At 25.2% G+C, this 25,007-nt stretch carries 23 protein-coding genes and 1 riboswitch; of the genes, 5 read left to right on the top strand and 18 right to left on the bottom strand.

Annotated features, from left to right (window positions below):
* Positions 1-28 precede the first annotated feature (28 nt).
* The 10 genes from EV215_RS03295 to EV215_RS03250 form a co-directional block, all read right to left on the bottom strand.
* Complete coding sequence (locus EV215_RS03295; protein WP_134112565.1) at positions 29-1,093, bottom strand: thiamine phosphate synthase; 1,065 nt, start codon at positions 1,091-1,093, stop codon at positions 29-31.
* Positions 1,083-1,625, bottom strand: a complete 543-nt coding sequence (gene thiF, locus EV215_RS03290) for a sulfur carrier protein ThiS adenylyltransferase ThiF (RefSeq protein WP_134112564.1) — start codon at positions 1,623-1,625, stop codon at positions 1,083-1,085. Before thiF ends, EV215_RS03295 begins: the two co-directional genes overlap by 11 nt.
* Positions 1,622-2,728 carry a 2-iminoacetate synthase ThiH gene (gene thiH, locus EV215_RS03285; RefSeq protein ID WP_134112563.1) on the bottom strand — a complete coding sequence of 369 codons (1,107 nt, stop codon included), beginning with the start codon at positions 2,726-2,728 and terminating at the stop codon, positions 1,622-1,624. The genes thiF and thiH overlap by 4 nt, the downstream gene beginning before the upstream one ends.
* A 35-nt stretch (positions 2,729-2,763) precedes the next feature.
* Complete coding sequence (locus EV215_RS03280; protein ID WP_134112562.1) at positions 2,764-3,534, bottom strand: thiazole synthase; 771 nt, start codon at positions 3,532-3,534, stop codon at positions 2,764-2,766.
* Between the two features lie 3 nt (positions 3,535-3,537).
* Positions 3,538-3,735, bottom strand: coding sequence for a sulfur carrier protein ThiS (gene thiS / locus EV215_RS03275; RefSeq protein ID WP_134112561.1), 198 nt, complete (start codon positions 3,733-3,735; stop codon positions 3,538-3,540).
* Positions 3,736-3,887: 152 nt separating this feature from the next.
* Positions 3,888-4,002, bottom strand: a riboswitch (TPP riboswitch).
* 166 nt (positions 4,003-4,168) lie between these two features.
* Positions 4,169-5,500, bottom strand: a complete 1,332-nt coding sequence (locus EV215_RS03270; RefSeq protein ID WP_134112560.1) for an MATE family efflux transporter — start codon at positions 5,498-5,500, stop codon at positions 4,169-4,171.
* Between the two features lie 100 nt (positions 5,501-5,600).
* Positions 5,601-6,356: a TrmH family RNA methyltransferase gene (locus EV215_RS03265; protein WP_134112559.1), complete on the bottom strand. Its 756-nt coding sequence runs from the start codon at positions 6,354-6,356 to the stop codon at positions 5,601-5,603.
* A 20-nt stretch (positions 6,357-6,376) separates the two neighbouring features.
* Positions 6,377-6,721 carry a histidine triad nucleotide-binding protein gene (locus tag EV215_RS03260; RefSeq protein WP_134112558.1) on the bottom strand — a complete coding sequence of 115 codons (345 nt, stop codon included), beginning with the start codon at positions 6,719-6,721 and terminating at the stop codon, positions 6,377-6,379.
* Positions 6,722-6,817: 96 nt separating this feature from the next.
* Positions 6,818-7,252, bottom strand: coding sequence for a ribose 5-phosphate isomerase B (gene rpiB / locus EV215_RS03255; protein ID WP_134112557.1), 435 nt, complete (start codon positions 7,250-7,252; stop codon positions 6,818-6,820).
* A gap of 93 nt (positions 7,253-7,345) precedes the next feature.
* Complete coding sequence (locus tag EV215_RS03250; RefSeq protein WP_134112556.1) at positions 7,346-7,762, bottom strand: FMN-binding protein; 417 nt, start codon at positions 7,760-7,762, stop codon at positions 7,346-7,348.
* A 179-nt stretch (positions 7,763-7,941) separates the two neighbouring features.
* On the opposite strand from EV215_RS03250, the gene EV215_RS03245 reads away from it, so the two are divergent.
* The gene (locus EV215_RS03245) at positions 7,942-8,919 is read left to right on the top strand and encodes a Gfo/Idh/MocA family protein (protein ID WP_134112555.1); all 978 of its coding nucleotides are present in this window, start codon (positions 7,942-7,944) and stop codon (positions 8,917-8,919) included.
* Between the two features lie 64 nt (positions 8,920-8,983).
* Here EV215_RS03245 and lepA read toward each other — a convergent pair whose 3' ends face one another.
* Positions 8,984-10,780 carry a translation elongation factor 4 gene (gene lepA / locus EV215_RS03240; RefSeq protein WP_134112554.1) on the bottom strand — a complete coding sequence of 599 codons (1,797 nt, stop codon included), beginning with the start codon at positions 10,778-10,780 and terminating at the stop codon, positions 8,984-8,986.
* Between the two features lie 148 nt (positions 10,781-10,928).
* Here lepA and EV215_RS03235 point away from each other — a divergent pair, with 148 nt between their 5' ends.
* Positions 10,929-12,527, top strand: a complete 1,599-nt coding sequence (locus EV215_RS03235) for a diguanylate cyclase (protein ID WP_166667333.1) — start codon at positions 10,929-10,931, stop codon at positions 12,525-12,527.
* 59 nt (positions 12,528-12,586) lie between these two features.
* Here EV215_RS03235 and EV215_RS03230 read toward each other — a convergent pair whose 3' ends face one another.
* The 3 genes from EV215_RS03230 to EV215_RS03220 all read right to left on the bottom strand — a co-directional run bounded on the left by EV215_RS03230 (position 12,587) and on the right by EV215_RS03220 (position 15,242).
* A complete protein-coding gene (locus EV215_RS03230; protein ID WP_134112552.1) occupies positions 12,587-13,330 on the bottom strand; it encodes a PHP domain-containing protein in 744 nt (247 codons plus the stop codon).
* A gap of 16 nt (positions 13,331-13,346) precedes the next feature.
* Positions 13,347-14,747, bottom strand: a complete 1,401-nt coding sequence (gene cls, locus EV215_RS03225) for a cardiolipin synthase (RefSeq protein WP_134112551.1) — start codon at positions 14,745-14,747, stop codon at positions 13,347-13,349.
* Between the two features lie 72 nt (positions 14,748-14,819).
* Positions 14,820-15,242 (bottom strand): MerR family transcriptional regulator, encoded by a 423-nt coding sequence (locus EV215_RS03220; protein ID WP_134112550.1) that lies wholly within the window; start codon positions 15,240-15,242, stop codon positions 14,820-14,822.
* Between the two features lie 141 nt (positions 15,243-15,383).
* Here EV215_RS03220 and EV215_RS03215 point away from each other — a divergent pair, with 141 nt between their 5' ends.
* Both EV215_RS03215 and EV215_RS10500 read left to right on the top strand, forming a co-directional pair.
* Complete coding sequence (locus tag EV215_RS03215; protein ID WP_134112549.1) at positions 15,384-16,286, top strand: aldo/keto reductase; 903 nt, start codon at positions 15,384-15,386, stop codon at positions 16,284-16,286.
* Between the two features lie 66 nt (positions 16,287-16,352).
* Entirely contained in the window at positions 16,353-16,523 is a 171-nt protein-coding gene (locus EV215_RS10500) for a hypothetical protein (protein WP_166667332.1), read from the top strand.
* Between the two features lie 76 nt (positions 16,524-16,599).
* On the opposite strand, the gene EV215_RS03210 is transcribed toward EV215_RS10500, so the two are convergent.
* From EV215_RS03210 to EV215_RS03200, 3 genes are all read right to left on the bottom strand, one after another.
* On the bottom strand, positions 16,600-17,217 hold the full coding sequence (locus EV215_RS03210; RefSeq protein ID WP_134112548.1) for a hypothetical protein: 618 nt from the start codon (positions 17,215-17,217) through the stop codon (positions 16,600-16,602).
* Positions 17,218-17,602: 385 nt separating this feature from the next.
* A complete protein-coding gene (locus EV215_RS03205; RefSeq protein ID WP_134112547.1) occupies positions 17,603-21,598 on the bottom strand; it encodes an Eco57I restriction-modification methylase domain-containing protein in 3,996 nt (1,331 codons plus the stop codon).
* Complete coding sequence (locus tag EV215_RS03200; protein WP_134112546.1) at positions 21,595-22,587, bottom strand: restriction endonuclease subunit M; 993 nt, start codon at positions 22,585-22,587, stop codon at positions 21,595-21,597. The genes EV215_RS03205 and EV215_RS03200 overlap by 4 nt, the downstream gene beginning before the upstream one ends.
* Before the next feature lie 886 nt (positions 22,588-23,473).
* Between EV215_RS03200 and EV215_RS03195 the strand changes: the two genes are divergently transcribed.
* Positions 23,474-24,496 carry a metallophosphoesterase family protein gene (locus EV215_RS03195; RefSeq protein ID WP_134112545.1) on the top strand — a complete coding sequence of 341 codons (1,023 nt, stop codon included), beginning with the start codon at positions 23,474-23,476 and terminating at the stop codon, positions 24,494-24,496.
* Between the two features lie 23 nt (positions 24,497-24,519).
* Here the strand turns inward: EV215_RS03195 and EV215_RS03190 are convergent, their stop codons facing one another.
* The gene (locus EV215_RS03190; RefSeq protein ID WP_134112544.1) at positions 24,520-24,975 is read right to left on the bottom strand and encodes a peroxiredoxin; all 456 of its coding nucleotides are present in this window, start codon (positions 24,973-24,975) and stop codon (positions 24,520-24,522) included.
* Between the last annotated feature and the right edge of the window lie 32 nt (positions 24,976-25,007).

Raw genomic sequence — 25,007 nt, 5'->3', positions numbered from 1 at the left:
TTTTCAATAATTTATAATCCTAATTTTTTCATTTATTAAAATTATTATATTTTTCTATTTTTTCATTTATTATTTTTACTTTTTTTATAATATTATCTGCTCCTACTATTTCACTTACAAGCGATATAGAATAAGCTCCTATATTTAATATTTTATCAATATTATGCTCTTTTATCCCTCCTATTGCTACAAAAGGAATATCTATATTATTTACTATATATTTTAAATATTCTAATCCTACAGCTTTTCTATCTTTTGTAGTTGTTGGAAAAATAGGCCCTACTCCTATATAATCAGCCCCATCTTTTTTAGCTTTCTGAGCTTCTTCTATTGCATGAGTAGAAATTCCTATTATTTTATTTTCACCTAAAATTTTTCTAGCTGATTTTATATCTAAATCTTCTTGACCTAAATGTACTCCATCAGCGTCTACTAACATTGCTATCTCTATATGATCATTTACAATAAAAATTACATTATTTTCCTTACAAATCTTTGCTATTTCATATGCTTCTCTTGATTTTTCATTTATTGTTTTATTTTTTTCACGATATTGAATTATTTTTATGCCCGCTTTTATCATTTCTTTTACACATTCAATATTTGATCTTCCATTAGAAAAATTTTCAGCAGTTATTCCATAAATTCCTTTTGGTATTTTTTTTTTGGTATTTTTAAAAATTTTTAAATTAAACTCTTTTTCTAAATAATATGATTCATATCTAATATTTTCTATAATTTTTGATTTTTTATAATCAATTAATTTTGTAATTTCTTCTATTACTCGCAATCCTTCTGTTACTCTTTTAAAATTTGCTAAAATAATTTGAATTTCATCTAATTTTTTGTCATTGTCATTTAAATTACTTATTTCTTTCCCTATATCATGTGCGCTATCTCTTGCTAAAATAAATTTTTTATCAAGATTTTGAAAATTTTTTCTTAAAATATGCCGAATATTTCTTAATTTATCTGTCAATTTTTTATCTTCTAAGTCAAATCTAGCTATATCTTCTATTACTCTGATACCTTCTGCTACTCTATTAACGTTAGCGTCCAATATTCTATATTTTCCTAGATCGTTAATCTTCATTACAAAAACCACCTTCTAATAAAACAATATTTGCCATCATTGCAGCTACCATAGATACTTTTGTTGAATATGTTTTATGTTTATCTATTCCTTTTTGAAAATCACCTACAATAAAACTATTTCCAATCTTTTTTATCTCTAAATTATCTATTGTATTTCCAGCTACTCCAGAGGCAGAAACTAATAATTTTTTCTTATTATAAAAAGTATTAAAAAATAGTTTTTTATATATATCTTTATCAAAAGCTTCTATTACAATATCACAATCTTCAAATAATTTTTTAATATTTGTTTTTTCTATTTTTTCATTTATTATTTCAATTCTTAGATTATTATTTATTCTAATCAAATTTTCTTTTAATGCTTCTACTTTTGTTATTCCTATTTGATCATAAAAATAAAATTGTCTATTAAGATTTGATTCTTCTATTCTATCAAAATCTATTATTTTTAAATTTAATACTCCTGTACGAACTAAATTCATTGCAACATTTGAACCAAGTCCTCCCGCTCCAGCAATTCCTATTTTCATATTATCAACTCCCAATCTTTAAATACTGGTTGATACCCTCTATTTTTTATAGCATTACAAATTTCATTTACATCTCTTTTATCATCTGTTTCAAATTGTGGTGTTGATTTGTTCTCTTTGGTATATCCACCTACATCAGTTTTTGATCCTGCAGAATATTTAGTTGCTCCAAGTCCAATTAAATTATTTCTGAATTCTGCACTTTCTCGTGTAGATATGTTAATTCCTATATACTTTAAATACAATCTAAAAGCTAACATTATTTGAATAAATTTTTTATTATCTAATTTTTGATAGGGTTTAAATTTACTTTCAGAATATTTCATTCTTGGTAAAGAAATACTTATTTCGCAATCTATATATTTATCCATTAAATATTTTGCATGAAGTGCACTAAAAAATGCATCTTTATAAATATCACTAAGTCCATATAGTGCACCAATTCCTATTTGTCTAACTCCCGCTCTAGCTACTCTTTCCGGAGTGTCTAATCTATAAAAATAATCTTTTTTTTGTCCTTCTAAATGTACTTTTTTATATGTTTCGAGATCATATGTTTCTTGATATATAGTTACTCCATCAAGTCCTAAATTTTTAAGTTTTCTATACTCATTCTCTTTTAGAGGGTATATTTCTATAGAAATCGATTTAAAATATTTTTTTAATATTATTAATGTATTTTTTATATACTCAAAACTTACTAGTTCTTTTGCTTCGCCTGTAAGAAATAATACATGTTTTATTCCTGTTTTTGCTAATTCTTTTGCTTCTTTTTCTATTTCTTCATAACTTAAATGTTTTCTCTTTATTTTATTTTCTTTATTAAATCCACAATATGTACATTTATTTGTACAATAATTTGAAATATATAAAGGGGCGTATAATGAAATAGTATTCCCAAAATATCTCTTTGTAAGTTTTTGAGATTTTCTAGCTATAATTTCTATATATTCTAAAGATGTATTTGAAATAAGATTTAAAAAATCAAATTCATTTAAATTTTCTTTATTTATAGTTTTTTCTACATCTTCATACGAAACATTTTCTAAATATTCTTTTATATTAAAATCTTCATATTTTTTTATTACATCATAAAATGACATTTTTCCCCCTTTTTTATTTAATTAATTTTATAATTTTATTCTTCAAATAAAAAACCAGTTAATGGTGAAGAAGCTTCTGCGTATTTTTTTTCTTCTGCAAGTTTTGCTAAATAAGCTTCTCTTCCTGCTTGTACTGCAAGTGAAAACGCTTTTCCCATTTTAATTGGATTTTCACTACATGCAATAGCACTATTTACAAGTACTGCAGCAGCTCCCATCTCCATTGCTTTTGCTGCATGAGATGGTCTACCTATTCCAGCATCTATTATTATTGGTAATTTACAATTTTCTATAAGTATTTCAATCATATATTTTGTTTGTAATCCTTTATTTGAGCCAATTGGTGAACCAAGAGGCATAATCGCAGCAGCTCCCGCATCTTCTAGTCTTTTAGCCGCTATTAGATCTGGCATCATATATGGTAATACTATAAACCCTTCTTTTGCTAATATTTTTGTTGCTTTTATTGTTTCTTCATTATCTGGAAATAAATATTTCATATCATTTATAATTTCAATTTTTATAAAATTTCCACATCCAACAGTTCTTGCAATTCTTGCTATTTTAACTGCTTCTTCCGCTGTCTTTGCCCCCGAAGTATTTGGTAACAATGTTACATTTTTAGGAATATAATTTAATATGTTTTCTTGTGGCATATCAAAATCTACTCTTCTAAGTGCTAATGTTATCATTTCTGATTTACTCATTTCAAGCATTGGTTTAATAAGTGATTTATCTGAAAATTTTCCAGTTCCTGTAAATAATCTGCTATTAAATTCTTTTTCTCCTAAAATTAATTTATCCATTTTTTATCCTCCTGATACAAATCTTAAAATTTCTAATTCATCATTTTCTATTAAATTCATTTCTAAATCTTCTTTAAATACAATATCTCCATTTTTTAAAATTACTACTTGATCTTTTGAAATATTTTTTTCTTTAATTAAATCTAAAATTGTTATATTTTTACTAGTTTCATATTCTTTTCCATTTAATTTTATTTTCAAGTTTATCCCTCCTTTTAATTATGTTATTAATTATATTTAATCTATTAAAAATTAAATCTAATTAAAATAAATAAAAAAAACCGTATAACCAACATAGTTATACGGTAATAAATTATTATTTTTAAACATAGTAATATTTTACTATTTTATAATATATATATTTACCGCTTCCCTACGCTGGTATTAACCAGATCAGGTTCTAAGAGTCGGATTTCTCCTCTCAGCTATTGAAAATAAAAATTTTCATAAGCTCCCCTAGCAGTTTTATTTTATTTTATTTTTACAAAATAAGTTTACTCTTATCAAACACATTTGTCAAGAATTATTTTATGCTATATCTATTTCGTTTAATGTTATTCCTATAATTTTTTTATATTTATCTCTAACTTTAAAATTAAAAAAATTTCTATTTCTATTCATTATAATTTAAGAGTTACTTTTTAATTATTTTTATCCAATCACCACGAATCCATCTAATAAACATTATTATTCCTCTACTCCATTCATCAAGCCCTGTAGCTATAAAAGCTCCAAAAAGTCCGAATCCAAATTTTATAACTAATAAATATCCGCCACCTACTCCAACAATCCACATAAATATTACCCCCATAATAACAGGAAAAATAACATCTCCCGCTCCTTTCATAGAACTAATAAATATTATATTAAGAGTTCGTCCTGTTTCTAAAAATAATATTGTTAAAAATGCATCTTTTGCAAGTAATATAACTGCTTCATTTGTTGTAAATATTCTAATTAAATTTTCTCTAAATATTATAAGTGTCGTAGCTACTATTATTATTAATAAAACTGTTTGAAGATATATTTTAATTACTGCTTTTTTAGCTACTCTATGTCTATTTGCACCAGCTAAAAATCCGGTAATAATTTGAGCTGCACTCCCTGACGATATACTTATTATAAATACAAATCTAAGCAAAGTAAATATATATGCTCTCGCTGTAAGTGCATCTGTTCCATATGTTGCTACCATTTTTATTATCATTATTTGAGAGGTATTATATAATAAATTTTCAGCCACTGATGGAATCCCTATTTTTCCTATTTCTTTTAATAAATATAGATTTTCTTTTATTTTTATATTTGAAAGTAAATGTATATTTAATTTTTTCTTAATTATAATAAATGATATTATTATACCTATAAATTGGCTAAATACAGTGGATATAGCCACTCCTACTTCTCCAAGTACAGGCATACCAAATAATCCAAATATAAAAATTGCATTCCCAATAATATTTAATATATTCGAAAAAATATTTATGTACATAGAATATTTTGGGAACCTATAACTTCTAAGTATTGTTGTATTAATAAGTCCTATTGCTTGAATAAAAGTAAATGTTCCTATTATTTTATAAAATCTACTTCCCATTAAAAGAGCTTTATCTTCAAGACCTAAAAATTTTACCATTTGAAAATGATATTTAAATACTAATATACTCAATAAAATTCCTACTAAAAAATTAAAATAAAGTGCAATTTTAGCACTATTTTCTGCTTTTTCATAGTCTCTTTTCCCAAGATTTTGTGAGATTAATATTCCTGTACCTGTTGCTATTATTTGTAAAAATAACATTATAAAAAATACTAATTGTCCGGTACTACCTACCGCTGCTACTGCTACATCTGAATACCTAGAAAGCATTATTGTATCTACATTATTAAATGTAGTCCACAAAAGCATTTCAATAAATATAGGTACTGCTAGACTCATAAAATTTAGCTTCTTATTTTTTGACATTTTTCCCTCCACATTTTATCCTAACTCTTTTTTTACTTGATGTATTATACAACTTAAAGTACACTTTAAGTCAAGTATTTTAAAAAAAAGTAAACTCTATTTATGAGTTTACTTTTTCTATATATTTATACAATATTATTCCTGTTGCAACTCCTACATTCAATGATTCTGCACTTCCATATATAGGGATTTTTATCTTTGCAGTACTTATATCTAATATCTCTTTTGAAATTCCATTTCCTTCATTTCCAAAAACAAATGCATTTTTTTCTTTTAATTCCATTTTTGTATATTCTATTGTTTCATTAGTTAAAGCAGTCGATATTATATTATATTCCTTTTGTTTTAATATTTTTATTAATTTATCTGTCTCTAAATACGATATATTTAAATTAAATATTGAACCCATACTACTTCTTATTGTTTTATCATTATAAATATCTACACTACCTTTTGTTAATATTATATCTTTTAATCCAACTGCATCTACTAGTCGTATTATTGTACCTAAATTTCCTGGGTCTTGTATCTTATCTAAGATAACTATATTATTTTTTATTTTTTCTATACAACTTGGAATATATTCATATATTAATATTATTCCTTGAGAATTAATTTGCGTTGTTATATCATAAAATAAATCCTCTGAAAAAATATAAGTTTCTTCTTTTTCTAATAATTTACTGTATAGCCCTATATTATTTTCATTTAAAATATAATATTTAGGTTTATACTCAAAATCTAAAAATTTTTTACCTTCTGCAATAAACAATTTTTCTTTTTCTCTATATTTTTTTTTCTTTATCTTTTTTATTAATTTATATATTTTATTTTCTTTACTACTTATTATTTTCATTTTCACCTTTCTTTAAAATATTACTTTGATCGCATCGGTCCTATTTTTTCTCCACCTAATATATGAAAATGAATATGAAATACTTCTTGCCCACCATCTTCATTACAATTTGTTATCACTCTATATCCTGTTTTATCGATTCCTAATTCTTTTGTTATCTCTTTTATTGCTAGATATATTTTACCTATTAAATCTGTATCCTCTTTTTGTATATCATTTATTGTTGAAATCTCTTTTTTAGGTACTACTAATATATGGTATTTTGCTTGTGGATTTATATCATTAAAAGCTATTATATCTTCTGTTTCATATACTATATCTGCTGGTATTTCTCTATTTATTATTTTTGTAAATATAGATGCCATCTTTCCCTCCCTGTATATTTATTTTTTTCTATTTTATTATTTTTATAGCTCTTTTATAATTTAATTATAAAAGAGCTAATTATTAAAAGTATCTAATTAACACTCTTCTATTTTATTTACTCTATTTGTATGTCTTCCACCTTCAAATTCTGTATTTAAAAATGCTTCTACCATATCTAACGCAATTCCTGGACCTATTACTCTTCCTCCCATTGCTAGTACATTTGCATCATTATGTTGTCTCGTTAATTTCGCTGTCCATACATTATGACATAATGCTGCTCTTACTCCTTTTATTTTATTAGCTGCTATTGAAATCCCTATTCCTGTTCCACATACCACAATTCCAAAATCTGCTTCTTTATTTACTACTGCTTCCCCTACTTTATGCGCAAATTCTGGATAATCTACACTATCACTTGAATTTGTCCCAAAATCTATTACTTCATATCCATTATTTTTTAAATATTCTCTAACAATATTTTTTAATTCATATCCTCCGTGGTCTGCTCCTAATGCAATTTTTTTCATAATAAACCTCCTATTTTTTGATATTTAAAATTATATTATAATTAATTAATTTTTGCAAATCATCTAAAAATATTTATATCCAGATGTCTTATTTTAATCTATTTCATATTTACCTATTTTTCCTGATTTTATTTTTTTTAATAAAAATTTGCTCATTTTTTTAAATTCTACAACTGAGTGTGTTGCTCCTGCTATAATGTCTATTTGATTTATATTTCCATTAGATTTTAAAAAATTTTCTTCTAAAATTTTAGTATACTCTATTGTGTCTATTCCTGATTTTTCTTTCATTTTTTTATTGTATTCTTCATTCTCTGTTACTAATTTATTTTCTTTATTTATTTTATTAAATTCTACATTAAATATTTTATTATTTTTTACTTCTATTTTTAAAAATGTTTTCCAGCCTTTATAATCTTTTTTTTGAATTACATAATATTCTCCATTTTGATATTTCCCACAACTAATAAAAATCATTAAACTAAATATATACATAAATAATTTTTTCAATTAAATCACCTTTTATTATAATTTTTTTTAATGTTTTGCTACCACTCTTTTTAGAATTAACTAAAAGATTCTGCATTTATATATTTTATCATAAAAAACTATTAAATTTAATAGTTTTTTATTTAATTATAAATTATACTATAATAGAAGCTATAAGTATACTATAAGGAGGTTTTATTTTGAATATCGGGATTGTCGGTAGTGGAAAGATTGTTAATACATGCTTAGAAGCTATAAGTAATATTAAAAACATTATGTGTACTGCTATTTGCGTACGAGAAAAAAGTTATTATAAAGACTTTGAACTTTCAAAAAAATTTAATATAAAAAATATATACACTAATTATGACGAAATGTTAAATGATTCTAATATTAATTTTATTTATATTGGAATCATTAATAATTTGCATTATGAATACACTAAAAAAGCTTTAGAAAACAATAAAAATGTTATTTGTGAAAAGCCATTCACAAATAATGATGATGAATTAAAAAATTTAACTATTTTAGCAAAATCTAAAAAGTTATTTTTATTTGAAGCAATAACTACATTATACTCTCCAAATTTTATTTATCTAAAAAAAAACATTGACAAAATAGGGCCAATTAAAATAATTCAATGCAATTACTCTCAATATTCTAGTAGATATGATAGTTATTTAAATAAAATTGTTCTTCCTGCATTCAATCCAGAATTAAACGGCGGAGCTCTTTATGATATAAATGTTTATAATATTCATATTATAAACAATTTATTTGGAATGCCAAATTCAGTACAATATAATGCTAATTTAGGTTTTAATGGTATTGATACTTCTGGAGTTCTTACTATAATTTATGACAATTTTATTGCAATATCTATTGGTGCTAAAGATTCCTCTAGTCCTAGTTTTATTACTATTCAAGGAGAAAAAGGGTATTTAAAAATTGATGGTCCACCAAATGAATGTAAATCAATAAAAGGATTAATTGATAATAATCTAATTTCTTATAACTATAACGAATATGAAAATAGAATGGTTTATGAATTTATTGCATTTTACAATATTTTTATTACTAAAGATTATAATAAATGTTATAATTATCTCGAACATTCTATTAATGTAATGAATATTTTGACTACTGCAAGTAAACAAATAAACTTATTTAATAAATAAAAAAGAAAAGGCACCCCATTTAGCAGGCAAAAAAATTGTCTAACACTAAATAAGGGTGCGTTTTTTATTTATCTAATTTTAATACTGATATAAAGGCTTCTTGTGGTATTTCTACATTTCCAATTTGTTTCATACGTTTTTTACCTTGCTTTTGTTTTTCTAATAATTTTTTCTTTCTACTAATATCTCCACCATAACATTTAGCAAGTACATTTTTCCTATAAGCTCTTATTGTTTCTCTAGCTATAATTTTACTTCCAAGAGCTGCTTGAATAGGTATCTCAAACATTTGTCTAGGAATTACATCTTTTAATTTTTCAGTAATAGCTCTACCTCTATAATATGCATTATCACTATGACATATAAAAGAAAATGCATCTACTGGCTCTCCACTAACAAGAATATCTACTTTTACAAGTTTTGATTCTTTATATCCTATCATTTCATATTCAAATGAAGCATAACCTTTTGTTTTTGATTTTAATTTATCATAAAAATCTAGTACTATTTCTGCTAACGGAAGTTCATAAGTAATCATTGTTCTTGTCTCATCAAGGTATTGCATATCTACATATATTCCTCGTTTTTCTTGACAAAGTTCCATTACATTCCCAACATAATCTTTTGGAGTAATTACTGTACCTTTTATATAAGGTTCTTCTACAGCTTTTTTCCCTACTATAGGAAATTCTGCTGGATTATCTATTATCTTAATCTCTCCATTTTCCATATGTATTCTATATTCAACTGATGGAGTAGTAGAAATAAGATCTATATTATATTCTCTACGAAGTCTTTCTACTATTATTTCCATATGTAAAAGTCCTAAAAATCCACATCTAAATCCAAAACCTAATGCAGTTGATGTTTCTGGAGTAAAACTAAGTGATGCATCATTTAATTGTAATTTTTCTAATGCTTCTCTTAAATCTTCATAATCTTCGGTTGATATTGGATATATTCCAGCAAATACCATAGATTGCGCAGGTCTATATCCCTCTAATGGTTCTTCTATAGGATTTTTAGGATTAAATATTGTATCTCCAATTCTTGTATCTTGTATAGATTTTATTCCTGATATAATATATCCTACACTACCTGCTGTAAGTTCATTTTGTGGTTTCATAATTGGTGAAAATATCCCACACTCTAGTACTTCTATGTCTTTTCCAGTTGACCAAATTCTTAATTTATCACCTTTTTTTAGAGTCCCTTCTACTATTCTTACATAGGTAATAACGCCTCTGAAATCATCAAAATGAGAATCAAATATTAATACTTTTAATGGTGACTCTGGTTTTCCACTAGGACTAGGTACCTTTTTAACTATCTCTTCTAATAATTCTTCTATTCCTATTCCGCTTTTTGCACTAGTAAGTACCGCTTCATCTGTATCAAGTCCTATTACTGTTTCAATTTCTTCTTTTACTTTTTCAGGATCCGCTGCCGGTAGATCGATTTTATTTATAACAGGTAGTATCTCAAGATCATTCTCAAGTGCTAAATACACATTTGCAAGTGTTTGAGCCTCTACTCCTTGTGCAGCATCTACTACTAACAAAGCTCCTTCACAAGCTGCAAGTGATCTAGAAACTTCGTAAATGAAATCTACGTGACCTGGAGTATCTATTAGATTTAATTCATATCTATTTCCATCTTTTGCATCATAAAATAATGTTACTGCTTGTGCTTTTATTGTAATTCCTTTTTCTCTTTCCAAATCCATAGAATCTAAAAGCTGCTCTTTCATTTCTCTCTCTGATACAGTATTTGTAATTTGTAACAATCTATCAGCTAATGTAGATTTTCCATGGTCTATATGAGCAATAATAGAAAAATTTCTTTTAAATTTTGTATCCAATTATAATATCCTCCTAATTATAGTCTTTCTGCAATATTATAAAATATAATATAAAAAATTGCAAATAAAAACTATAAAAAAAGGATTTTTTTAAATAACTAGTAATATATTATATAGAACAAAAATTTTATTATAGTAGGTGATTCAATTGGAACAAAACAAATTTTTAGAAAATATTGATGATTTACTAATAATTACTGATACTAACGGAAAAATTATTTTTTGTAATAAAATAACTCTCGATAAATTAGGATATACTTTTGAAGAATTAAAAAATAAAAATATTACTGATATTTATTCAAAAAAAGATACAAGTTTTTTAATAGATAATATTCATAACAAAAAAGCTAATGCAGATTCTTTATACTCTTTACTAATTCTTGATAAAAAAGGAAATTTTATTGAATTAGCTACTTCTATTCTATATGGAATATGGAATAACTCAGAAGTTATTATTTTTATTTCAAAAAAAATACAAAAACAAAAGGCCTTTGAAAATTTTAAAAAATTATTTAATAATAAAATAATTATGATGATGATAATTGATTATAGTAATTTAACTATTTTAGATGCAAATAATGCTTTTTTATCTAAATTAGAACTTAATAGAAAAGAGATTTTAAATAAAAACATTACTGAATTAGATTTATTTAATAATAGTATTGATAAAAATAAAATGATAACTAGTTTAAAACGGATTCATAATATAAGTGATCTTAACGTTGAAGTTACTACAAAATCTGGAAAAACTGTTTACTTAATTATTTCTGGGGACTTAATCGATGATAAAGATAAAAATCTATTATTACTAGTTATGCTAGATATTTCAGAGCAAGTTATTTTAAATAAAAAACTGGATACTCAAAGAAAACAACTAATAAATATAATAGAAGGAACCGAACTTGGAACATGGGAATGGGATCTTGTAACTAATCAAACTATATTTAATGAATATTGGGCAAATATGATTGGATATACACTCAAAGAATTAGAACCTACTACTATAAAAACTTGGGAAAAATTTATTCACCCCGATGATAAAGAAGAAACTGAAAATATTTTACAAAAACATTTTGAAAAAAAAATTAGTTATTATGAATCTGAATTTCGAATGAAACATAAGAAAGGGCATTGGGTATGGATATCTGCTAAAGGAAAAGTTATAGAATGGTCTTTTGATAATAAACCTTTAAAAATGTTTGGTACTCATACTGATATTACACAAAAGAAAAAATTTGAAGCCATTATAAAAGAAAATTCAATACGGGATCCCTTAACAAATATATACAATCGCCGTTATTTAGATGAACAATTAAAAAATTTGATTTTAGAAAATAAAAGAGAAAATAATATATTTTCTGTTGCAATATTAGATATTGATTTTTTTAAAAATATAAATGATAATTATGGCCATTTAGCTGGTGATTTTATACTTCAAGAATTTACAAAAATAATAAAATCTCATATTCGTCCATATGATATTTTTGGAAGATATGGCGGTGAAGAATTTATTTTAATTTTATTACATGTAGGTAATAATGAAATGTATGAAATTTTAAATAGAATTCTTGATTTTATCCTCCAAAAAGATTTTATTTATAATAATGAAATAATAAAACTATCATTTTCTGCTGGAATGTGTGATATAAACGAATTTTTAATTCCTACAGTTAATCAAATTTATGAATGTATTGATAAAAAACTATATATTGCTAAAAATAATGGAAGAAGTTTAATAATAAAATAATTTAAAAAGCAGATATAAGGTTTATCTTTCCCTTTATATCTGCTTTTTAATCCAAATTTTTATTTTGAAAAGAAATATTTTGTATGCTTTGTTAAAATATAACTCAAGGTATACATTTTTAATATATTTTCATTTAATTTATTTAATTTTTCTAATTCATGTAATTGAAAATTATAAAAATCATTAATTTCTTGTGGTAAATGTGCATCACTTCCAAAAGTTGCATACTTATTAAACTCTTTTCTCACTTTTTTAGCTACTAAATTTTTCTTTTTTCCCATTGGTTTATTAAATGTCTCTATTGCATCTACTTGCATTATTAACTCTTTTATATATTTTTTATTTAAATAATTTTTATGGGCATATCCATTAATATGAGGTATAGATATAAATACATCATATACCACTAAATTATCAAGATAATAAAAAATATCTTTTTTAGTTTTTACCATTCTAAATACACTTTTATTTGGTTCTACATATTTTCTATAAAACTCTTCTAACTCATCTTCATGCTTAAAATATACTAACAATTCAGTTCCATCATTTGCCCCAAGCTCTATTCCTGGTATGATATTAATATTTGTGCTCTCTACTATTTTTATACTTTTTCGTATTTCATTATGGTCTGTAACTGATATCAAATGTGGTTTATTTCTTAAAAAATTTACAAGAAATTTTTTTGATAAAAATCCATCTGAAGCTGTAGTATGCATATGAAAATCAATATAACTGTTTTTTAACATAACATCTTGCTTAGCATAAGATAACAAGTCATAACTAATACTTGAATATTCTAACATTTTAATCATCTCCTTTTTATAGCACTGGAGAAAGTAGCCTTGATACGGATTCTTTCATTTTTATTATTTTACTTCTTTTATTATAATCTTCTAAAGTAAGTTTTTTGCTATTTTTTATATCTTTATAATAGATAGTTTTTAATTCATGAATTTTTTTAAAATCATATATAAATGCATTAATTTCAAAATTCAAATAAAAACTCCTCATATCTACATTTGTAGAACCTATTGTAGCAATATCATCATCTATTATTATAACTTTAGAATGTAAAAACCCTTTTTGGTATATATAACATTTAGCCCCATATTCTAATAATTCTCCTATATAAGAATATGTTGCCCAATATACAAAAATATGATCAGGTTTATTTGGTATCATTATGGATACTTCTTTCCCACTCATTAAATGTATTTTTAATATATCTAATAGTGCATCATCTGGTATAAAATACGGTGTTTGAATAAGTACTGATTTTTTAGCTGTATATATCATTTTTAATAATGAACTTTTTATAATTGGCAAAGAATAATTTGGTCCACTTCCTACTATTTGCATAGGTAAATCTAAATACTCTTTTTTTATTTTAAAATATTTTTCTCTATTTATTTTTTTGTTTGATACAAATTCATAATCTAATAAAAACTCAAGTTGTATATCATATATAGCATCACCTTCTATTCTAATATGGGTATCTCTCCAATTTTCTAGATATTCATCACCTACATTAAATCCTCCCATATAAGCATATTCGCCATCGATAATACATATTTTTCTGTGATTTCTATAATTTGCCCGAAGACTTAAAAAAGGTATAAATAAAGGGAAAAACATATATACATGTCCACCATATTCTTTTAATTTTTTAAAAAATTTTGGTTTTATTTTTCTACTACCAAACCCATCTAATATAAGTATTACTTCCACTCCTTGTTTTACTTTTTCTTCTAATTCTTTTAAAATACATTTTGAAATATTATCATCTCTAAATATATAATATTCCATATGAATATACTCTTTTGCATTTTTTATTTTATCTATGAGTTCTGAAAAAAATTTTTTACCTTCTGTATATATCTCTAAATTATTATTTAAATAAAAAGATGAATAACTATTTGCCTCTAAAAAAGTAATAAATTCTAATGTTTCTTCTGAAATTTCGAGCTTATCAGATAATTCTTCTATCATTGTTAATTTCTTAAATGATTTTGTTCTAAATTTTTGTTTAACAATTCTTTTTTTTCTAAAACTCATTCCAAAAAATAAATAAAAAATAAAACCTATATACGATGTAAAACTAAGTATAAATACCCATGCAAGTGCATTTATTGGTTTTCTTCGTTCATAAAAAATAATAGTAAGAATAGCCAATAAATTTAAAATAAATGATATAATTAATAAAAAATGATCCAAATTCATTTCAGTATCCCCCTTTTTTATATTATACTCTATTTATTTTTAAATCCTCTATAAATAAAACATTTCTTATAATCATTTTTTATTATATTTTTTTATAAATTCTTCCCAAGTTGGTATTTCTTTATTAGTTTCTATCGCTTCTTTTATACTAGAATAAAATCTTACTTTTTTCTTTACGTGTTCATAATCTTTTGCTAATTGTTCTAATTTTTCTTTTACTTCTTTTTCTTGTAAAATTAATAAATTTAACATATCATCAATATGTAATTTTTCTTTTTTTTCATATTCAAAAAATTTTTGAAGTTTATCCATAGTCATTCCTGCTCTTTTGAAACAAAATATAGCGTGTAATCTATCAATATTTTCCTGTTTATATACTCTTTTTCCACTTATTCTTTCTACATTTTCAAGTATTCCTATTTCTTCATAATATCTAAGAGTAGAAGCTTTTATATCAAACATTTCACTTATTTCTTTTATACTATACTTTTTCACTTTTCTTCCTTTCAAAATAAAATTTATAATATTTGATTTTATTCCTTGACTTAAAGTATACTTTAATAAGTATACTTTGTACAGAGATTTTTATAAAAATTTTATATTTTTTTATAAAACTAAAAAATTTAGGAGGTTTTCATGGAAAGAATAAAAATAACTAACGATTTATCATTTTCAAGAATTATACATGGATGGTGGAGAGCTGAATATTGGAATAAATCTTTAGATGAAAGAGTAGAATTTATAGAAAAATGTATAGAAAATGGAATTACAACATTTGATCATGCTGATATTTATGGTGGCGGAATAGCAGAAGAGCTTTTTGGAGAAGTCTTAAAAACTAAGCCTGAAATTAGAGAGAAAATAGAAATTGTTACTAAATGTGGAATTAAATTTATTCATCCTAACATGCCTAAAAATGATGGTCATTATTATGATACTAGTTATGAACATATAATGTATACAGTAGAAAAATCTTTAAAAGGTTTAAATACTGACTATATTGACCTTTTACTTATTCATAGACCTGATATGTATATGAATCCCGAAGAAATAAATAAAGCATTTACAGAATTAAAAAATAGTGGAAAAGTTAAAAATTTTGGTGTATCAAATTTTTTACCCGAACAATTTGAAATGCTAAAATCATATTTAGAATTCCCTTTAGTTGTAAATCAATTAGAAATTTCAGTTGCATGTTATGATAATTTTAAAAATTTTTCCATTGATAATGCAATGAAAAATAGAGTAAAGCTTATGGCTTGGTCACCTCTTGCTGGTGGTAAATTATTTACTTCAAATGAAGAAAAATATGTTAGACTTAGAAATACACTTAATGAAATAAAAAATGAAATTGGTGCTAACGGAATTGATGAAATTGCATATGCTTGGCTTATAAATCATCCTGCAAATATTATGCCTATATGTGGTAGTGGTAATCTTGAAAGGATACAATCTGCTATAAATTCCACAAATATAAAACTCACAAGAAAACAATGGTTTAAAATATTAGATGCTTCTAGAGGATTTGAAGTAGATTAAAAAAACGTTAGATTAATATTTTTTGTATTAATTTTTAGAAATTATTATTAATATTTGGAGGTTTTTATGAAAAAAACATTAGGTGAAGATATAGAGTGTCCTTATTGTCATAAAGTATTTTGGAAAGGTGATGAAGTAGAAATTATTACTAAAAATAATAAATATTTTATTCATTGCACTGGCTGTGGTGCAATATTAGAAATTGATATTCATTCAGATGATAAAGTTTATGTATAAATAAGCTGGATAATTTTATCCAGCTTATTTATACATATATTTTAATTTTTTTAACTTTTATATTATTTTAATTTTTTTATTTATTTAAATTTGTATAATCTGCTTTAAGATATACTTTATACTCAATAGTTTTAAAATTATATTCTTTAAGAAGTTTTTTTATTAAATCTCGTATAAAATTAGCACTTTGATTAGTTTCTATATAAATTTTATCTCCAATTTTTCTAGGAACCCTAAGTTCATTAGGATCACTTGAAAAAACCTTTCTCTTTTTACCTTTCATTGCATCATTACTTTCAAAAGATATAAATTTATTTTCATTAATAGATATTAAAATTTCACAAGTTTTTACTAAAAGTTCTTTCCATGAACTAACTTTAATAACACGATTTTCATTTAATTTAAAACCAAATGGTTTTTTATATGTAAAATCTTCATAAAGATTATGCTCTATATTGTTATCTACTTTATAATCAGAATAATTTGGAATATCTTTTTTGTTTTCTTCCTTTACTTCTTCTATTTTTTCTTCATCAATAGATAATTTTTCCATTACTTCTTCAATTTTTTCTTGAATATTTTTGATTTCTTTTCGTAAATTATCAATTGTATCGATTAATAACTCAATACTTTCTGATATATCAATAGTATTTTCAGGATATTTTTCTTTTATAAATTTCAATAATTTTTCCATTTTTGCCTCCTATCTTAAATAGCTTTGAAAATCTAATTATTTCTTTTAATTTTAATATAACTTTATTAAGATTGATTATTTCATTTATACTTTTTTAATTTCACGCTCATACACTGGTCTAAAATTTAAATCAAAAACTAAATCGGTTATTTTTTATATAGTTTTTATTGTTTTATTCAAACATTTTAAATTATTTTCTTTTTTCTAAGGTATAGTTCTAACTCCTCTTAATACATTTTTTTTAAAAGGAAATTTTTATCCTTTCTTTACTTAGAAAGAGGATATCAAAAGAAATGGATTTAACTAATTTTTAAAATTTATTATCAACTCTTTTTTCTTATTTTAATTTTATGTATGGCTTTATGCGTTGTTTTAATATTCATAGTTACATTGGTCGTATCATACTCTCAATAAATGCAATTTCTTTATCCGTTAATTTATATTTTTTGTAAAGCTGGCGGTCAATATCAGCAATAGGTTTGCTCCAATCTATGTCTGATTTGGAGGTGAAATCTTGAAGAGGGACAAAGCGATAGACACGGCTAGGTGCTGATTGAGTAATTTTCATTGCTGAAACTAGCACTCTAAAAAATCTGGTTTTAATATATTTTATCATATTTTTTGCTTCGGTTTCCGAATCAAAGCAGGCATATAAATATGACTGTGAACATACTGAATGCTTTGGAGCAAATTCAGGATCTCCCATTACTTTAGGATCTGCACCGGAACCTCCAGAACCCGTGACAAAAATTTTAAACTTATCTACATCTTTTTTGTTCTTTTTTATATCATTATAATTAACATATTCAACTTTTCTCATTCCATTTTCAATATGATATAGTAAAACATCATGGTCGGGTTCAGACTTTGAATAGACTTTAAATGGCGTTTTTTTACTTGTTTTTGGATTTGAAGGTATCCCAAAGGGAGTATCTGACGAAATTATTGTAGCAACGCTTGGTATATTGCTGGCACTCCTTTGTTTATCAACTTTTTCCACAATCTTCGATAGTTGTGGTTCTCTAATAAGAATATCAAAAACATTTAATTGAATTTCGGCTTGTTGTATTGTTTGGTCTCTATGCAATATATAGTTGCATTTGCCTTTGTATCTTTTATTTTCAAGATAATAGCAGATACCACCTTTTATTTCAACCTTAGAAAACAGATTGCTACTATCACTATAAGTAACAAGTTTTTCTATTCGTTCACTATTCAGCATTTCTTTTCTAAAATCGCCCAATAAATTTTCGCGACCAGCCGCAAACCATCGTGCTGGTATAATTAATGAAACATACTGATTAGATATTTTGCTTGCTATACTACAAAAATGTTGAAAAATTGGAGCATCATTATTACCTCCAGCCCCGCCCATATCCTGATAAGGCGGATTGCCTACAATTGCGTTAAATTTCATATCGTCATTCTCCTTTGTTTTCCAATAAGTTTTACCTTTTTTTATTTTTTTGATGAAGTCTTCATTTCTGTGAGTTATTTGATAAACCAAATCTTCAAAATAGCGTGTATTGACTTTTGCATCTCTGAAACCGATTAAGGTGCGTTTTGTAATACTTTTAGCCATTGGTGTTTTGCAGATAACAAAAATATTTTCTTTAACAACTTTATCCCACACTTTCTGTTGTTCATCAATAGACAATTCGTTAGGTCCCTTTCCAGGAAACTTTTGTTTTATTGAATTTCTAAAAATACCATACGCCATATATAAGGGATAAAGTCCGCTTTTAGAATTGATTTCCAAAATATGAGCATCGGGTGAGAAAACATTATCAGTAACATCGCCATGCGATACAAATCGGGGATGCTCTATGGTTCTTTCGCGACTTTCATCTAAAAATACATAGCCACCCAAACAATCTCCAAGGTGCATATTGACAACTCGCCACGGAGTAAGAACCGTTTCCTTATCGGGATTTCTGAATGTGTTAAAAATAGCTGTAATTCGTTCTATTCTATATTCGATTGTAAGATTATCGGCAGCTCGTGCCATAGCACGAATACGCTTGCCGGCAGCACGAAAGATATCAGGTTCATAATATTTTTTAAATTTTTCAAAAACCTCTTTTGTCACACCTTTGGGCATAAACTCTTGCCAAGATTGATCATCAACCAACTCCGTAAAATTATCAATATTTAGTTTTTTTTCTTCATCGGAAACATCTGCCCCATAAATAAGTAAAGGCATTCTGATGGATATACCTCTTAAAATTGAAATAGCGGTATCTCTGTTTTTCTTTCTTTTTTTTCTTTCTTCTAATAATCTTTTTTCCTCTTCAGTAAGTTCTTTTTTCTTTTTTTTCTTTTTTTTCTTTGCTTTTTCAATCTCTTCATATTCTTCATCAGTAAACCCTTGCTGGTTTATATCAATATCACCACTTTTGGGTATTGCCTTTGTCTTACCAATAATTTTTTTCAAACTATTGAACTCTTCCAAATCGAGTTCGCCTAATTTCATTAATTGGTCATTATTGTAAAGGTAGCCGTCTTCAAATCCATTACGAACAACCCGTTCGATATAAACTTTCTTAAGTTGTTCAAGCATTCCATTAACATCGTAACTTTTCATTTGTGAGCCATGGACAGAAATGATAGGACAAAAATTAAGAAATTCTCCCATAATAAGTCTGTCCAAATCTTTTGTTTTACCAGCCTTTGCCGATACTTTTGCTGTCTTTGCAATTACTTTTAAAGTACGATCCGGGGCAAAATCAAAAACAAAACATTCTTCTTTAACTTTTCCATTTATTGTTGCCGAGGTTTGTACACGGAAAATGGTTTGCATGTAGGAAGAAGCCGAAGTATTATACGATCCGGAAAGCATAAACACAGCCGTCCAGGCTTTTACAGATACTCCTGTTGTTAAGCGTCCGCAAGATAAAGTAATCGTATATGTTTCGTGAGCTTTATCTGTTATGGCCTGCTCAACTTTTTTAAGTGCTTCTTCGTTTGGTTCTTCTTCTTCACCGTCACCTGCTACATTTACAATTTCAAATTGACTGAAAACAAGATGTTCTTTAAGCATTTTACTTAAAGCTTTTGCTTCTTTTACACCGGGTACCATCCAAAGGGAATGACGAAAATTATCACGATATTCTTCTGTTGAATAAGGGTAATTACTATCTTTATCTTCTTTACAAATTAAATTCAAAAAAGATAAAACATCATTTTTATGAATAAATTCTCCGATATCATCTACACGAAAAAATTCACGGAAATTAAAAGCTACATCTTCATCAATAAAATCATTTAGTAGTTTTCCCAAATCATAAGTAAAAATATTGAGTCTTGGGAGCGAAGCATAAGGGTTTGGATCGCCAAAATGAACTTTATCCCAATCCGCTTTCGCCTTTTGTTCCATTACATAATCCCAAGTATAGATTTCATCTTCTTTGTAATTATCAAGCAGATTAAATGGCGTTCCCGATAGATGCAAAATTTTAGTTTTTTCTTTTTTTAATTCGTTGAGAACATTTTTACCAAGTTCGGTTTGAGTACCCTCATGTGCTTCATCTATAATAATAAAATCCCAGGGAGTAGAAAATATTTCATCATTTTTATTAAAATTTCCTCCAACTAATTCAGAACCTCTTAAATCTTGCATTGATGCAAAATAGATATATTTACTGTTTTCTTTTTTACATTGTCTTTCCAATGTTTCAAATTGGTTACCTTTGTTTTTAGAGCCATATTGAAAATTAGGAGAATCGTAAAAGATTTTGCCAAAATCTTCAAACCAACCTTTGTCTACAACCGGTCTATGCGTTAAAATGAGAGTTCGTGTAAAATTAAGTTCTTTTACCACTTGTAATGCTGAGAGTGTTTTCCCAAAACGCATTTTTGCAAACCAAAGCATTTCATTGCTTTTTTTGAATTGTTTTTTTGTTTTTTCAATTGCTTCTTTTTGTTCCGGTCTAAATATTATAGGATTTTGTTCATGCGTAATTTCGTTGGCATTTAAGCCTTCTTTTCCCTCTTTTACTGCTTTAATTGCCTTTTTTACAGTTTCAAGATCTGTTATAAACCATTCATTTGCTTTATTTTCTTTGTCAAATATTTTTCTTTTTATACCTGAACGCAACAATACATTATGAACTTCCGAATCGGAAAAAGCCTTAATAATACCTTTATCTACATAGACCGCCACCTCTGTATAAACTAAGTCGTAGGAAATACCAGCAGTTTGAGTATATTGATTTATACGTTTCTTTGCAGCTTTGTTAAGAACTTTACTATTTGGCTCAAGCCCCAAAATATTTTTATTATCTAAACTTGTTTCACCAACTTTTAAGCATCCCATATGTGCTTCGTCATTAATACGAAATACATATATCAGTTTCAATTTAAATGATGACGTAAATTTCATTTTATATATCCTTTCATTAAATCAATAAATCTTATTTTTTTCCCACTAGTCCAATCTTTAATAAGACAATATATTCCATTGTGTCGAAAAATATCATTCTTCTGACAACCAACACATTTTGTTTTTTTTATTTTTATTTCGCCAAAAAGATTTACTCTTGTTTCTATTTTATAACCACAACTATTCGGAATAACTCCTTTTATTCCATCCATTTGCCAAACATTCCATGATATAATATATGCAATATAATTAATAGATTTTAATACTGGTTTTTTCCCAAATTTATACTGATAATTTTCAATAAAAGTAATAAGCATAGATATTCTTGCAAGCAATAGATTATCACCATGCCATTCAAAAGCATAAATATTTTTATAAGCTATTTGTGCCGCTTTAAGCCATTCACCACTTGTATTTACATTTTCATTGATAATTCTTAACTTTCTATCAAGAAGTCCTATTCTATTTTTTATAGGAATAAATTCACCTGTTGTAGTGTCATAACGACTCGTAATATAAGGAGCTTCCCCACATGTAATCTCAAGTCGAGTATCTTTTATATAATCTTGCCATGTTTTATGTTTAGGAAATGTTATTTTTTCTTGATTTACTTTCCAAGTTGAATTACCATTATTTTCTTTGATTTCAGTATTAAAAATATTTTCTCTTCCAAACCAAGCATTATCAATTAAATTATTTTGTGCATTACAAACCCAAGAAGGAGTAAATACTTCAGCCATTTTTTTCGAACGATTTTGTTGTAAAATTTTATCTTTTTTCACTCTAGGCATTACAATCTTGCCATTATTACCAGTAATTAACTCTATTAAAATTTGATTATTATATTTGTATCCTTCGCCTAAATGTTCATAGTCATTGGTCGCCCAAAATATATTTTTTTGAGTTGTATGATCACGTAATAATGTTTCTAAAACTCCCGGATATTGTTCTAATATTATATTTTCTATTATTTCCGTATTCACTATCATGCTCCTTTCTTGTAAAAATACATTCATGCATTAGTAGTTATTATAGAAATACAATTTATAGTTATTTAATTTAAAAAATTCTGTTTTTATACTCTTAAAAAATTTTAAATCCACTTACTAATTTCCAAATATTCTTAAATCATTGTTATTCAATATATTGAAAACATCTTTTTATATGCTATCTCAAACATTAATTTTATTCTATTTTATTAAATGGTTATTTCAATTTGATTACCGTCAGGATTACTTACAATATTTTTAAAATATCCATCACCTGTTGTTCTTGGTTCACTATACGCCTTTTCGTAATTCTTCTATTAGTGATATTACTTTTGATTTATTACCTATAGATACTGTAAAATGTGTTAAGGCAATATTTCTACTATTCAAAATTGGCATCTGCATCATTTCTAAACGACATCCTTCAGTAAATGATAGAAAGTATGATTCGAATTTCTTTTTTGAATTGATATATTTTTAATTAAATTTTACATTAAAATATTTTATATAATCTATTTTTATACTCTATAACCATCACATAAAACATTAAAAATAATTAATTAAAAAATAAATACTGATTATATTAAATATCATTCTATTTTTAAATTTTTTAATATTTTCTAAAAAAATATTTTTTGAACTTAATTAAACTTAATATATTATTTATATTTTAGCAATAATTTCTACAAATATCCAGATGAAATTTTAACTTTTTTTGAAATTTATAAAAATTTAAAAATTATTATTTTTATGATATAATAGAAAATATAGTTTTATTATAAATATTTTAACTTTAAAAATTTCACATTATAATAATAACTTTTCTAAATTAAATTTATATTTTATACATAAACTATATAAAATTAAAAATAAGGAGAAATAAATTATGAAATGGAAAAAATATTTAACAATATCTATAATTTGCATGTCAATTATTGCCATTACTATTAAAATTTATACACATTATTATTTTTTTAATTTAAAAGACAATATCACCTTTGACAATGTAGCTAAAATAGATACTAACATGTCAAATTTCACTTTTGATATTCTTGGAGATAATAAAAATTCTATTACTACATTTAATAAAATTATAAAATTAATAAATAACGATAATTCTAAATTTGTAATAAATGGTGGTGATATTGTCTTTGATGGTAGTGAAGCAAAATATACTTTTTTTCTAAAACAAATTTCAAAATTAAAAAAACCTATGCTTTATAGCATTGGAAATCACGAAATTGCAGATAATGGAAGAGGTCGATACTATAAAATTTTTGATAAATTTTATTATTCTTTTCATACTAAAAATTCATACTTCATCTTTTTAGATGATGCAAATGAAAATTATATAGATAAATGGCAAATGAAATGGCTACATAAAGAACTTGAAAAATCTAAAAATTATAAATATAAATTTATTGTTATGCATGTCCCATTATTTGATCCAAGAAGCAAAATCCAACCAGGTCATTCACTAAAAAATGTTACTCAAGCTAAATATTTAAATAAATTATTTGACAACTATAATATTACTATGATTTTTGCATCACATATTCATGCTTATTATGAAGGTAAATGGGGAAACACTCCATATATTATTACTGGTGGAGCAGGCGCAGAACTTGCAGGAACTGATAAAGCTCATTATTTTTATCATTATTTAAAAGTTCATGTAAGTGAAAAAGGTATTAATTATGAATTAGTTAAATTACACTCTCCAGATTATAATATTTTTGATAGAGTTTTTTGGTCGTTATGGATATATCTATACGCATTTATATCTATCAATGCTTGGAGCATTATTGTAGTCCTTGGATTAATTTATATTTTAATTATATTTATTTTCTCTAAAAAATTTAAAACTTTTAAAGAGTTTACTTCTTTATTTCATTGGAAAAAGAAATAAAGATAGGAGAATAAAATATTCTCCTATCTTTTTAATTCTTTTAATTTTTCTAATACTGTTTCTGCATGCCCTTTTGTTTTAACTTTTTCCCATTTAAAAACTATTTCAAATTCTGGATTAATTAAAAATGTAGAACGCACTATTCCATAACTTTCTTTTCCATATATTTTTTTCAATTGCCATACCCCATAGTCTTTTAATACTTTAAGATCTTCATCACTTAACAATTCAATTTTCAAATCATGTTTTTCTACAAAATTTTTATGTTTTTTTACAGAATCTTTACTTATTCCTATTATTATAGCTTCTTCTTTTTCAAATTCACTTTTTAATGAAGTGAAATCTTTTGCCTCAAGAGTACACCCTGGAGTGTTATCTCTAGGATAAAAATAAAGTACTATCCATTTCCCTTTATAATCTGATAATTTTCTAGTTTCACCATTTTGATTTAAAAGTTTAAAATCTTTTGCTTTTTCCATATTCTCCCCTTTTTTCAATATTTTAATATTTT

Source organism: Hypnocyclicus thermotrophus (genome assembly GCF_004365575.1).
Classification (GTDB): Bacteria; Fusobacteriota; Fusobacteriia; order Fusobacteriales; family Fusobacteriaceae; genus Hypnocyclicus; species Hypnocyclicus thermotrophus.
Note: the sequence above shows the minus strand (reverse complement) of the source record. Positions and strands in the feature narration are given on the sequence as shown.

Excerpts from the sequence above, each read along its gene's own strand:
- EV215_RS03230 (WP_134112552.1), bottom strand. The coding sequence starts at position 13,330 with ATGTTAGAATATTCAAGTATTAGTTATGACTTGTTATCTTATGCTAAG.
- cls (WP_134112551.1), bottom strand. The coding sequence starts at position 14,747 with ATGAATTTGGATCATTTTTTATTAATTATATCATTTATTTTAAATTTA.
- EV215_RS03190 (WP_134112544.1), bottom strand. The coding sequence starts at position 24,975 with ATGGAAAAAGCAAAAGATTTTAAACTTTTAAATCAAAATGGTGAAACT.
- thiF (WP_134112564.1), bottom strand. The coding sequence starts at position 1,625 with ATGAAAATAGGAATTGCTGGAGCGGGAGGACTTGGTTCAAATGTTGCA.
- EV215_RS03205 (WP_134112547.1), bottom strand. The coding sequence starts at position 21,598 with ATGAAATTTACGTCATCATTTAAATTGAAACTGATATATGTATTTCGT.
- EV215_RS03270 (WP_134112560.1), bottom strand. The coding sequence starts at position 5,500 with ATGTCAAAAAATAAGAAGCTAAATTTTATGAGTCTAGCAGTACCTATA.
- rpiB (WP_134112557.1), bottom strand. The coding sequence starts at position 7,252 with ATGAAAAAAATTGCATTAGGAGCAGACCACGGAGGATATGAATTAAAA.
- thiH (WP_134112563.1), bottom strand. The coding sequence starts at position 2,728 with ATGTCATTTTATGATGTAATAAAAAAATATGAAGATTTTAATATAAAA.
- EV215_RS03295 (WP_134112565.1), bottom strand. The coding sequence starts at position 1,093 with ATGAAGATTAACGATCTAGGAAAATATAGAATATTGGACGCTAACGTT.
- EV215_RS03260 (WP_134112558.1), bottom strand. The coding sequence starts at position 6,721 with ATGGCATCTATATTTACAAAAATAATAAATAGAGAAATACCAGCAGAT.
- EV215_RS03200 (WP_134112546.1), bottom strand. The coding sequence starts at position 22,587 with ATGATAGTGAATACGGAAATAATAGAAAATATAATATTAGAACAATAT.
- EV215_RS03195 (WP_134112545.1), top strand. The coding sequence starts at position 23,474 with ATGAAATGGAAAAAATATTTAACAATATCTATAATTTGCATGTCAATT.
- EV215_RS03265 (WP_134112559.1), bottom strand. The coding sequence starts at position 6,356 with ATGAAAATAATAAGTAGTAAAGAAAATAAAATATATAAATTAATAAAA.
- EV215_RS10500 (WP_166667332.1), top strand. The coding sequence starts at position 16,353 with ATGAAAAAAACATTAGGTGAAGATATAGAGTGTCCTTATTGTCATAAA.
- EV215_RS03280 (WP_134112562.1), bottom strand. The coding sequence starts at position 3,534 with ATGGATAAATTAATTTTAGGAGAAAAAGAATTTAATAGCAGATTATTT.
- EV215_RS03215 (WP_134112549.1), top strand. The coding sequence starts at position 15,384 with ATGGAAAGAATAAAAATAACTAACGATTTATCATTTTCAAGAATTATA.
- EV215_RS03210 (WP_134112548.1), bottom strand. The coding sequence starts at position 17,217 with ATGGAAAAATTATTGAAATTTATAAAAGAAAAATATCCTGAAAATACT.